The sequence below is a fragment of the Nitratidesulfovibrio termitidis HI1 genome (assembly GCF_000504305.1).
In the GTDB taxonomy this organism is placed as follows: domain Bacteria; phylum Desulfobacterota; class Desulfovibrionia; order Desulfovibrionales; family Desulfovibrionaceae; genus Cupidesulfovibrio; species Cupidesulfovibrio termitidis.
In genome coordinates this window covers 4,068,323-4,079,861 of the sequence record NZ_KI632512.1, presented here as the reverse complement: position 1 = coordinate 4,079,861, position 11,539 = coordinate 4,068,323, and the positions used below count along the sequence as shown (strand labels likewise).

The following is an 11,539-nucleotide window of genomic DNA, read 5'->3' as shown; positions in this document are numbered from 1 at the left end:
AGGCAGACAGGCCGGCAACCTGCCCTGCCGCACTGTCCGGGCAGATTTCGGGCACGCTTCGGGCGTACCGGGCGCATTGGGCGTATTGGGTGATTACACCCGCTCGACCTCGGTCACGGTCGTGCGCGGGGCACGCGGCAGACCGACAAGGATGGCCAGCACCCCAGCCACGCCCAGCAACAGGCAATAGTAGTTGGCCGACAGCACCGCCACGGGCGAGATGCCCGCGATGGATCCGGCCAGCAGCACCTGCGCCGCATGCGGGGCCAGCCCCTGCACCACGCACGAGAAGATGTCCAGCAGGCTGGCGCTGCGGCGCGGGTCCACGCCGGAGGTGGCGGCGATCTCGCGGGCCATGCCCCCGGTCAGGATGATGGCCACGGTGTTGTTGGCGGTGCACAGGTCGGCCACGGCCACCAGCCCGGAGATGCCCGCCTCTGCGGTGCGGGCGGCGGCCCCTTGGCTGCTGCCGGGCCGGTCGGTGAACCGGCGCACGGCGGCCAGCAGCCAGGCCACCCCGCCCTGATAGCGGATAAGTTCGCCAAGGCCGCCCATGAGCATGGACAGCACGAGGATCTCGTGCATGCCGGTAAAGCCCTTGTAGATGTCCTGGGCGAATTTCAGCGGGGTGTAGCCTTCCACCACGGCCATGCCCACGCCGCCCGCCAGGGCAATGCCCGCAAACAGCACGGCGAACACGTTCATGCCCGCCAGCGCCATGGTCAGGATGGCGATGTAGGGCAGCACCGTGACCAGCCGGTAACCGCCAGGCGCGGCGGCCCTGCCCGCATCGCCCGCCATCCAGAACACCGCCACGGCCAGCAGCGCGGCGGGCAGCGCGATGGCGAAGTTCATGCGGAACTTGTCGCGCATGTCGCAGCCCTGGGTGCGGGTGGCCGCAATGGTGGTGTCGGAGATCATGGACAGGTTGTCGCCGAACATGGCCCCGCCCACCACCGCGCCCATGAGCAGCGCGGCATCCATGCCGGTCTGGGCGGCCACGCCCGCCGCGATGGGCCCCACGGCAGCGATGGTACCCATGGAGGTGCCCATGGCCGTGGCCACGAAGGCCGAAATGACGAACAATCCCGGCAGCACCAGCCGATGCGGCACCAGCGACAGCCCCAGGTTCACCGTGGATTCCACCCCGCCGATGGCCGACGCCACCGAGGCAAAGCCCCCCGCCAGCAGGTAGATGACGCACATGGTGACGATGTTGATCTCGCCCGCGCCGGACAAAAAGACGTTGACCCGCCGGGTCAGCCCGCCGGGCAGGCCCGCCGTGGCCGGAGCCCTTTCGCGCAGGACAAGGGCCAGGGCGATGGCGGGCAGAATGGCCACCGTGGGGGACAGCTGGTAGAAGGCCATCTTCGTTCCGGCGGCGCCAAGAGCCAGCCCCGCGCCGATGAACAGGACCAGGAACAGGCCCAGCGGCAGCAGGGCCACAGGGTTGGGGGCGGGTTGGTGCGGGGGCGTGGCGACATGAGAAGTACGGGACATGACAATATCCTTTGAAGCCCGGTGTTGCCGGGCCGATGCATGCACGTGTGAAATGTCCGGATCAGACCCGGATGGAAAAGCCCGCCGCGCGCCTGCCGCGCGCGACGGCGAACCGTGCAGATAGGAACGGGGACGCCGCATGTCCAGACGAACTGGCGGGGGCGTCCCCGGAATATCATGCCGCGCCGGTTATTCGCGGCTGTTCGCGGTCATTCGCGGAATTGGGCCAGCTCGGCGATACGCGCCTCCACAACCTCCCAGCGTTCCAGCAGGGCGGTCTGCTCGCCTTCCAGCGCGGCTACGCGCGCGGCGGCGGCGTTGAAGCCCTCCGGGTCGGTGGTGAAGAAATCCGGCTCGGCAAGACGCGCTTCCAGCGTGGCCTGCTCGCGCTCCAGCGCGTCCAGGTTGCCGGGCAGGGCCGCCAGTTCCTCGCGCAGCCCGGCCAGTTCTCGCTGCTCCTTGAAGGTCAGCTTGCGGATCTGGCCGTTGGCGGGGCCATTGCCGGAACCGTTGCCTGGGCCGTCGCCCGCCTGGCCGTTCGCGCGTGGCCCCGCATCTCCTCCGGCCCCATCGGCTGCCGGTTTCGGGCGCTGGCGCAGCCAGTCGGTGTAGCCGCCCACGTACTCGCGCACGTTGCCGTCGTCGTCGAAGGCCAGGGTGCTGGTCACCACGTCATCCAGGAAGGAACGGTCGTGGCTCACCAGCAGCACGGTGCCCTGATATTCGGCCAGCAGTTCCTCCAGCAGGTCCAGTGTTTCCACGTCCAGATCGTTGGTGGGTTCGTCCAGCACCAGCAGGTTGGACGGCCGGGTGAACAGCTTGGCCAGCAGCAGGCGGTTGCGCTCGCCGCCGGACAACACCTTGGCGGGCAGGCGCAGCCGGTCCGGCTCGAACAGGAAGTCGCGCAGGTACCCGGCCACGTGGCGGCGGTTGCCGTTGACCTCTATGGTGTCCGCGCCCTCGGCCACGTTGTCCATGACCGACTTCTCGCCGTCCAGAGCCGTGCGCAGCTGGTCGAAATAGGCGATTTCCAGCCGGGTGCCGTGGCGCACCTCGCCGGAATGGGGCGTCAGCTGGCCCAGCAGCAGGCGCAGCAGGGTTGTCTTGCCGGAGCCGTTGGGCCCGATCAGCCCCACCCGGTCACCGCGCTGGATCAGCGCCGAAAAATCGCGCAGCACCGACTTGGCGTTCTCGTGGGCGAAGCACACGTTGCGCGCCTCGATGACCAGCTTGCCCGAGCGTTCCGCCTCCTGCGCCAGCATGGCCACGCCGCCCTGCTTCTCGCGGCGGCGGGCGCGTTCCTCGCGCAGGGCGTACAGGGCGCGCACCCGGCCCATGTTGCGCGTGCGCCGGGCCTTGATGCCCTGGCGCACCCAGGCTTCTTCCTGAGCCAGCTTCTTGTCGAACAGGGCGAACTGACGCTCCTCGTTCTCCAGCCGGGCCTCGCGCTGCTCCTGATACTGGTCGTACCCGCAGGCGTAGGAATGCAGCCTGCCCCGGTCCACCTCCACGATGCGGGTGGCCAGGCGGCGCACGAAGGCCCGGTCGTGCGAGACGAACACCAGCGTGCGCGCGCGGCGCATCAGATATTCTTCCAGCCAGGCGATGGTGTCGATGTCGATGTGGTTGGTGGGTTCGTCCAGCAGCAGGTCCTGCGAGGCCACCAGCGCGCGGGCCAGCAGCACCCGGCGCTTGCGCCCGCCGGACAGGGTGAAGAACTCGCGCTCCGGGTCCAGCCGCAGGTGGTTGCATACGGAGACGACGTCACCATAGTGCTCCCACCCCTCGCCCGATTCCAGACCGCGCCGCGCCGCCGCCAGGGCGGCCTCGTCCACGGGGCGGCCCGCCTCGCGCGCGGCTTCCAGCACATGGAAGGCAGCCAGAGCCGCGCCCTGCAGACCAAGCCCCCCGGCCACGATGCCGAACACCGGGCCGGTCATGTCCACCGGCACCTCCTGCGGCATGCTGCCAAAGCGCATGCCCGGCGTGCGCACCACCTCGCCCGCATCGGGGCGCAGGTCACCTGCCATCAGCCGCAGCAGCGTCGATTTGCCCGCGCCGTTGCGCCCCACAAGGCAGATGCGCTCGCCCTGCTCCACGTGCAGGGTGGCCCCGTCCAGCAGCTTGCCGGTGCCGAGGTTGAGCGTGACGTCCTGTATGCCGAGCAGTGCCATGCGTGTATCCCACCAGAAATATACGTTGCCGCAAAAATGCCGAACAAAAATTCGACTATCCGAACAAATGTCCGCAGAGAGTCCGCCAACAGCCGGATATAGCGTTCAATCAATCAGTTTAACGCGCAACCGGCCACCGGGCAAGCCGGACGAAACAAGTCCACAAAACACTGCGATACCGGAACGTTAGCACTACAACACAAAAACATACGTAAGTACGCGCTAACATTGACATGCCTCCACAGCAAGAGATAGACGCAGCACTACCGTCGCATCAAGCGCCATGGGAAATGGCGCACACGCCACAATCCCCCGGGGTATCCATGCGCCACTTTTCTTCACAAACCGTGTTCTGTGCCATAGGCACCGGCCTTCTCACGGCCGGGGCAGCCGTTCTTGTGCCGCTTGTTTCCGGCACGCTTTCCGCAGCGCATGGCATTGCCAGCCTGGCTGCGGGTTGCATCGCCGCAGTCGGCCTGCTGATAGGCCGCTGCTGCGGGCAAAAAGCCGACGCACGCCTGCTGCACGACACGGCCCTGAAGGACAGCAGCGCCGCCGCAGGCGACACGCCCGCCGCCATGGGTGATGCCGCCGCCGCCATCGCCGCCCTGCGTGACGAAGCGCTGCGCAACGCCGCCGCCGGGCAGGCCATCCTGGAATCGCTGGACGGGGTTGAACCCTACATGCTGCTGGACGCCAGGGGCATGGTGACCTGTGCGTCCCCGTCACTGCTGGCCCTGCTCGACGCGGGATCCACTGCGCCCGCCCTGCCTGCCTCTCTCGAAGCGCTGGGGCTGCGTCCGGCACCATCCGACGCCAAGGGCGCGGAACTGCTGCGCCAGGCCCGCGAAGGCCGTGCCGCCAGCGGAGAAATCGCCATTCCCGTCGCCTGCGGAATGCCCGCGGGCGCAAGCGCCACGGCGCACATGAATGCCGCCTCCTGCCTGATCCACTTTTCCCTGATCGCGCGGCCCATCACCGACACGGCGGGGCGCGCCCACGGCAGCTTCGTGCTGCTGCGCGACATGACCGCGCTGCGCGCCGCCCAGTGCAGTCTGGCCAGCACCTCGTCGCGCATCGAACGCTTTGCCGCCGACTCCATGTCGGCTGCCGACGAGGTGACCCGCGCCGCGGAAGACCTGGCCACCCTGATCCAGGAAGCCAACGCGGGGGCCAACAGCCAGCAGGAGCGCACGGCGGAAACCGCCACCGCCATGGAAGAAATGAACGCCACGGTCCTCGAGGTGGCCCGCAACGCGGCCCACGCCGCAGACCAGGCCGCCGAAACCCGCCGCCGCAGCGTGGATGGCGCCCGCCAGGTGAACGAACTGGTGGCCCACATCGACGGCGTGGAGCAGGTCATCGGCCAACTGGCCGAACGCGTGGGCGCGCTGGACGCGCAGGCGGGCAACATCGGCCAGGTGATGAACGTGATCTCCGACATCGCCGACCAGACCAACCTGCTGGCGCTTAACGCGGCCATCGAGGCGGCCCGCGCCGGTGACGCCGGGCGCGGATTCGCCGTGGTGGCCGACGAGGTGCGCAAACTGGCCGAAAAGACCATGAACGCCACCCGCGAGGTGAGCGAGGTGATCACCGGCATCCAGCAAAGCTCGCGCGCCGCCGCCCGCGAGATGGACGGGGCCCGCGCCGCCGTCAACGAGGCCGCCCGCCGCGCCCAGGATTCCGGCGCCGCGCTGTCGGAAATCCTTACCCTTACCGACAACACCAGCATTCAGGTGCAGTCCATCGCCACCGCCGCGGAGCAGCAGTCGGCCACATCCGCCGAGATCAACCGCGCGGTGGAGGCCATTACCGGCATTGCCGGACGCACCATGGACATGATGAACCACGCCGCGCAGGACATCTTCAGCCTGGCCGGGCGTTCCAGCGACCTTTCGCGCACCGTTGCGCGCATCTCCGCAACCGACGGGGCCGACACGGCCGAAGCCGCAGCGGCGGCCGGCAAGGGCCTGCCCTGCTGGGAATTCAAGAAGTGCGGGCGCGAAAAAGGCGGCCCCAAGGAAAAGGAAATGGGCATCTGTCCCGCCTGGCCCGACCACGGCTTCAGCTGTGCCGGGGTTACCGGCACCTTCTGCGGCGGACAGGTGCAGGAAACCTTTGCCAAGAAGATCGGCAACTGCGCCAAATGCGACTTTTTCAAGAGCGCATCCTACCGACGCGATGCGCACACCTCGCAGTTGTCGGGCGGCACGCCGGGCGGCACGCCGGGCGGCACGCCGGGCGGCACGGCTGGCAAGGGCGTACGGCTGGAACTGCGGCGCTGAGCCGCGGGGGCTCCGGCCCCTCATCCGCCATCAACGATGCACGGGGGCGGGGCGCACGACGCCTCGCCCCTTTCTGCTCGATTCGCCGCCCCTTCCATGCCCCCTGGCTGCCCAGCCATGCGGAAGCACAAGGCGCGGGGCGCAACGCTTGCGCCCCGGCCCGCACAAGGGTACTAAGGCTATACAGGAGGTGCCATCCATGCCCGCCACCGAACCCGACGCCCGCAAGGGGCGCGAAGCCCTTGGACACTGGCTCGAAGAAATGGCCGCCACCGTGCGTGACATCGAACACGAGGCCGAACAGGCGCTGCATCGCAACGAGGACCAGGACGCCTACCGCGACCTGATGCGCCGCAAGGCGCAACTGCTGACCTCGCTGCCCGACCGCGCCCGCGACCTGCTGCCCCAGTTCGAGGGGCGCGAGCGCGATGCCATCGCCGACCGACTGTCGCGCTTTGCCTCCAGCGCATCCAACGCCCTGCGCATCGATTCCGTGTTCTACATGTCCGCCCTGCTCTACCCGGAAGATCACACCCCCGGACAGCCCAACGACCTGGAAACCTTTGCCGCCGCCGTGCGCGAAGGACGTGCCGGGTAAAGGGTCGTTGCCTGAACGGACCATACAAGCCAGCAGGGGCTGTACTTTCCGACGACAGCTGCACATCAAAACAAACGCCCGAACACGCAATGTGTCCGGGCGTTTTCGCTTGATTGGCAATCCGTTTACCTCGGCACGCGGCGGGTCGGAATGCCATTTCACAAAAAATACGGAGTGCAGTTATCCCGGTCTTCCACTAATCGTCCCCCGCGTTGCAGCCGCAGGCCGCCCCCGAGCACCGCCCTACTTCATGTTGACGAACTGGAGAGGTACGCCAAGCTCCTCCCCCCGCAGCAACTGGATGACTTCCTGCAGGTCGTCGATCTTCTTGCCGGTCACGCGCACCTGGTCGTCCTGAATGGCGGCCTGGACCTTCAGTTTCGACTCCTTGATCTTCTTGACGATCTTCTGGGCGACATCCTTGGTGATGCCTTCCTGGATCACCACGTCGCGCTTGACCTGGCCCTTGGACGTCGGTTCGATGTCCTTGAACTCAAGGCACTTGGGATCGACCTTGCGCCGAATGCAGTGCGATTGCAGCATGTCCTGCAGGGCGCGCATCTTCATTTCGTCGCCCGCCAGCAGGTGAATGCGCTTGTCGCCGCGATGCAGTTCGATTTCGGTGACGGAATTGCGGAAGTCGTAGCGGGTGTCCACTTCCTTTTTCACGTTGTTCACGGCGTTATCGAGTTCCTGCATCTCTACCTTGTTGACCACGTCGAACGAGGGCATGCGAACCTCCGGATGGAGCGTGCCGTGGGCACGCGGATTGAAACGTGTTCTGGGGGCCGGGTGGCCGCAGGTGTTGGTCGGGCCGGGCCAGGTCAAGTCGGGCCAAGGCGGGCCAGATCGGTTCGGACAAGGCCTGCCGATCCTGCATGAGGACACAGGATGTAGCAAAGGGAGCGTCATGGTTCAAGCCAGCGCGAGGTGCGTCGAACCGGAGCCTGCGCCGGACCGTGATCTGACCCGCTGCCGATGCGGCGCAGGCCGGAATGCGCGGTCAGCTGCCGGACTGGGGCCCGGAGCCGCCAGAAGAACCACCGGACGAACCACCGGAAGACCCGCGCCCACTGCCTTCACGGCCCATCCCGTCCCTACCGCCCTTGGGGCGCGCATCCTGCCCCGCATGCCCGGAAGTTCCGGGGCCGGGCTGCGGCCTGACAGATTTGGCCGTTTGCTGACCTTGCGGCTGTTGCGCACCGCCCAGGGCACCTTGGGCCGCCGGGGGCACGGCATGGCGGGCCGGACGGGGGCGGGCGGGCTGGCGCGGCGGTTCCGGAACCTCGGCGGCTTGCAGCTGCGGCTTGCGACCGCCGGGCAGGCGGGCCTGCCGGGGCGGCAGGGCCGGGCGCGCCCCTTCCGGACTGCGCGCCGCTGCGCCATAGTCGAAGCCCTCGAAGCGGCAGCGGGTCACCGGGCCGCCCAGGGCGCGCTCTATGTGGCGCACCGCCGTCTCGTCGCCGGGGGCCACCAGGGTCATGGCCGTGCCGGAACGCGCGGCGCGCCCGGTGCGGCCGATGCGGTGGATGTAGGCGTCCGCCGTGGCGGGCACGTCGTAGTTCACCACATGGGTTACCCGCGAAATGTCCAGCCCGCGCGCGGCCACGTCGGTGGCCACCAGCACGGCGTAGCGTCCGGTGCGAAACCCGTCCAGCGTGGCCTGACGCCGCCGCTGCGAAAGCTTGCCCTGCAGGCACCCCACGTGCAGCCCGGTGGAGGCCAGTTGCTGCCACAGGCGGCGCGCCCCGTGCCGGGTGCGCACGAACACCAGCACCGCACCGGCCAGGGGCTCATCCTCGACGAAGTGCGCGGGCGGGTGATCGCCGCCGGTCTGTCTGGCGGCAGCGTCGTCGATGCCATCGCCATTGCCATCATCGATGTCGCCTTCAACGTCTTCCGGCATGTCCGGAAAATCGGGCAATTCGGGCGCATGTACAGCGCCGGAATGCTCCGCCAGGCCGGGCAGCAGCCGGGCGCGCAGCATGGCCTTCAGCAGCGGGGTCTTGAGGTGGGCGGGTACCGGATACAGGGCATGGTCCACGGTGGCCGCCGGGGCCTGCGCGTCCACGCTGACGGTCACGGGGTCGCGCAGGGCCTCGCCCGCCAGGCCGCGCACGGCCTGCGGCAAGGTGGCGGAAAACAGCATGCGCTGGCACCGCGCGGGCACGGCGGCCAGCAGTTCCCGCACGTCGGCCAGAAAGCCCAGTTCGAACAGCGAATCCCCCTCGTCCAGCACCAGCACGTCCAGGGCGGAAAGGTCCAGGTTGCCGCGCCGCAGGTGGTCCAGCAGCCGACCGGGGCAGGCCACCACGATCTCCACGCCCGTGCGCAGCCGCAGGGCCTGCGGCATGATGCCCACCCCGCCGTAGACTGTGGTGGAACGCAGGCGGGTCATGGAGGCCAGCCGCCGGATATGGTCGTGAATCTGTTCGGCCAGTTCGCGCGTGGGGGCCACCACCAGCGCCCGCACCTGCCCGCGCGGACCCTCCAGCAGACGTTGCAGCAGCGGCAGCGCGTAGGCGGCGGTCTTGCCCGTGCCGGTTGCGGCCAGGGCCAGCACGTCGCGCCCGGACAACGCGGCGGGGATGGCCCGGCGCTGCACGGGGGTGGGCAGATGGTAGCCCATGCTTTCCACCCCGGCCAACAGGCGGGCGTCGAGGGGCAGTTCGGCGAAGGTCACGGCGGAAACACTCCGGAATGGCCGGGGGCCTGGCTGTTCGAACACGGGACGCGGAAGGCGGAACCGTAACGCCGGGAGATTCTACGTTGCCCCGGCGAGCGTGGCAATGCCGGGGAACGCCAGAGGACGCCGGACACGCGGCCCTCTCCTCCCCCTCTCCGCATCACCTGTCCGCATCACCCTGCCGCCGCGTGCCCGCCCCCGGTCGACTGGACACGGTGCCCCCGGCATGGAACACTGCGCCCTTCCATTTTCCCGCTACCTCAACAGCCATATCAACCGCCCCGGAGTTTCCATGCTCGACCTGCTGCACCGTTTCGGCATCACCCCGCGCCGCCTGGCCGCGGAATTCCCGCTACCCGGCAGCCCGGAACGCTGCATTACGCGCACGGCGGTGCAGGCCGACGACGGACGGCTGTGGATGCTGGAACGGCTGGCCCCGACGCAGGTGCCCCGGCGCGAGGCCATGGGCGAGCTGCTGGCGCAGTTGGCGGACCCCGCCGTATCCGGTCCGGAACTGGCCGCGCTGGTGCCCGCATACCTGCCGGTGGAAGGTGGCGATCTGCGCTACGTGCTGAAGGCGGACACGCCGCCCCACGCCGGGTACTGGCAGCTTTCGCCCTTCGTGCCCGGCGCGGAACCGCCCCGCCCGGACTACCTGGACCACGGCTGGCGCGGACGCGCGGTGGCCGCCCTGCTGCTGGCCCTGCACCGGGCCGGGGACAACCTGCCCGCAGGACTGCCCCCCGCGCCGGTGCCGCCGCTGCCCGCGTTCATCGCCGGGCTGCACGAAACGGTGGCCCGCAGGCAGCCGGATGCCGCCCGCCGCCTGCACCCGGTACGCGACGCGCTGGAGGTCCTGCCCGACGTGCTGGCCGCCCAGCCGGTGGTATTGGCCCACGGCGACGCCCACCCGCTGAACCTGATCTGGGCGCCCTGCGGAGATGGCGACGACTCTGCCCTGACGGACGCCACCGGGGCACCGGTTTCCGAACCGCTGGCCGCGCTACGCGGGGTCATCGACTGGGAATTCGCCGGGGCGCAGCCCGTGCTGTACGATGCCGCCAACTGCATCGGCTGCGTGGGGTTCGAGCATCCTTCGGGCCTGGGGCGCGGCTTTGCCGCAGGGTTCACCACCGCACTGCGCGAAGGAGTACCGCCGTACGGTCTTGCCGGAATGGAGGCCGACACGCTGCGTCACCTGCCGCTGATGGTGCTGGCATCCCGCTTCGGCTGGTTGTCGGAGTGGCTGCGCCGCAGCGACCGGGACATGCTGGAAATGGAACTGGACTACTGCGACATCCTGCTGCACCACCGCCAGCAACTGGCGGACATGTGGGCCGGTGGATAGCCATCCGCCGCCAGCGCGTCGCCTCCGCCACCCCGCCGCCACGTGGCCATGCAGGACAACGCCCCCTGTACTCCCGGCGCGGGCGTGCTATATCTGACATGATGCCCGAAGGGGCGCGCCATTTCCGACGCACCGCCTCCGGCACGGGAGAGTGCATCATGTCCACCCTGCTTCACCCCACTGTCATCGAAAGCACCGCGCCTGCCCTGGCCGCGCTGACCGCGCTGGCGCACCTGCTGCCCCTTTCCGCCCTGCTGCTGGCGGCGGCGCTGCTGCTGCCCGCCACCGCCCGCGCCGCGCAGGACGCCACCGCGCAGGCGTCTACCGGGTCAACAACCACCGGAACGACGGCCACCGCCGTGTTCGCCGGGGGGTGCTTCTGGTGCATGGAAAAGCCCTTCGACCAGTTGGATGGCGTGCTGGATACCACTTCTGGCTACACCGGCGGCAACGTGAACAACCCCACCTACAAGCAGGTGTCCTCCGGGGTTACCGGGCATGCCGAATCCCTGCGGGTGACCTACGACCCGGCCAAGGTCAGCTACGAAACCCTGCTGGACGTTTTCTGGCGCAACGTGGACCCGCTGGACGCGGGCGGCCAGTTCTGCGACCGGGGCAACCAGTACCGCTCGGCCATCTTCGTGGCCAATGCCGCGCAACACAATGCCGCCGAGGCCAGCAAGAAAGCCATCGAGGCGCGCCTGGGCAAGCCGGTTGCCACCAGCATAGAAGACGCCTCCATCTTCTGGCCCGCCGAAGACTATCATCAGGACTACTACCGCAAGAACCCCATCCGCTACGCCTACTACCGGACCGGCTGCGGCCGCGACCGGCGGCTTGAGCAGGTCTGGGGCGCGGAAAAGTGATCCGGTTCGCGGGGCCGCCACCCGGAAACAGGAAAGGACGCCGCCCATGACGGGACGGCGTCCTTTTGTCTTTTCACGT

General features: G+C 68.8%; 8 protein-coding genes. 4 read left to right on the top strand and 4 right to left on the bottom strand.

Going from position 1 to position 11,539, the window contains the following annotated elements:
- Positions 1–93: 93 nt before the first annotated feature.
- Positions 94–1,500, bottom strand: a complete 1,407-nt coding sequence (locus DESTE_RS16300; protein WP_051384523.1) for a Na+/H+ antiporter NhaC family protein — start codon at positions 1,498–1,500, stop codon at positions 94–96.
- Positions 1,501–1,709: 209 nt separating this feature from the next.
- Positions 1,710–3,674, bottom strand: coding sequence for an ATP-binding cassette domain-containing protein (locus DESTE_RS16295; RefSeq protein WP_035068911.1), 1,965 nt, complete (start codon positions 3,672–3,674; stop codon positions 1,710–1,712).
- Between the two features lie 398 nt (positions 3,675–4,072).
- Between DESTE_RS16295 and DESTE_RS16290 the strand changes: the two genes are divergently transcribed.
- Together DESTE_RS16290 and DESTE_RS16285 are read left to right on the top strand one after the other, a co-directional pair.
- Positions 4,073–5,962, top strand: a complete 1,890-nt coding sequence (locus DESTE_RS16290; protein WP_245590882.1) for a methyl-accepting chemotaxis protein — start codon at positions 4,073–4,075, stop codon at positions 5,960–5,962.
- 199 nt (positions 5,963–6,161) lie between these two features.
- Positions 6,162–6,560, top strand: a complete 399-nt coding sequence (locus DESTE_RS16285; protein ID WP_035068907.1) for a hypothetical protein — start codon at positions 6,162–6,164, stop codon at positions 6,558–6,560.
- Between the two features lie 243 nt (positions 6,561–6,803).
- Here DESTE_RS16285 and DESTE_RS16280 read toward each other — a convergent pair whose 3' ends face one another.
- Together DESTE_RS16280 and DESTE_RS16275 are read right to left on the bottom strand one after the other, a co-directional pair.
- The gene (locus DESTE_RS16280) at positions 6,804–7,292 is read right to left on the bottom strand and encodes a YajQ family cyclic di-GMP-binding protein (protein ID WP_035068904.1); all 489 of its coding nucleotides are present in this window, start codon (positions 7,290–7,292) and stop codon (positions 6,804–6,806) included.
- A gap of 271 nt (positions 7,293–7,563) precedes the next feature.
- Entirely contained in the window at positions 7,564–9,243 is a 1,680-nt protein-coding gene (locus DESTE_RS16275; RefSeq protein WP_035068902.1) for a DEAD/DEAH box helicase, read from the bottom strand.
- Positions 9,244–9,538: 295 nt separating this feature from the next.
- Between DESTE_RS16275 and DESTE_RS16270 the strand changes: the two genes are divergently transcribed.
- Complete coding sequence (locus tag DESTE_RS16270) at positions 9,539–10,594, top strand: phosphotransferase family protein (protein WP_035070744.1); 1,056 nt, start codon at positions 9,539–9,541, stop codon at positions 10,592–10,594.
- A gap of 158 nt (positions 10,595–10,752) precedes the next feature.
- Positions 10,753–11,460 carry a peptide-methionine (S)-S-oxide reductase MsrA gene (gene msrA / locus DESTE_RS16265; RefSeq protein ID WP_156925399.1) on the top strand — a complete coding sequence of 236 codons (708 nt, stop codon included), beginning with the start codon at positions 10,753–10,755 and terminating at the stop codon, positions 11,458–11,460.
- Positions 11,461–11,539: the final 79 nt, after the last annotated feature.

Excerpts from the sequence above, each read along its gene's own strand:
- DESTE_RS16300 (WP_051384523.1), bottom strand. The coding sequence starts at position 1,500 with ATGTCCCGTACTTCTCATGTCGCCACGCCCCCGCACCAACCCGCCCCC.
- DESTE_RS16295 (WP_035068911.1), bottom strand. The coding sequence starts at position 3,674 with ATGGCACTGCTCGGCATACAGGACGTCACGCTCAACCTCGGCACCGGC.
- DESTE_RS16285 (WP_035068907.1), top strand. The coding sequence starts at position 6,162 with ATGCCCGCCACCGAACCCGACGCCCGCAAGGGGCGCGAAGCCCTTGGA.
- DESTE_RS16280 (WP_035068904.1), bottom strand. The coding sequence starts at position 7,292 with ATGCCCTCGTTCGACGTGGTCAACAAGGTAGAGATGCAGGAACTCGAT.
- DESTE_RS16270 (WP_035070744.1), top strand. The coding sequence starts at position 9,539 with ATGCTCGACCTGCTGCACCGTTTCGGCATCACCCCGCGCCGCCTGGCC.
- msrA (WP_156925399.1), top strand. The coding sequence starts at position 10,753 with ATGTCCACCCTGCTTCACCCCACTGTCATCGAAAGCACCGCGCCTGCC.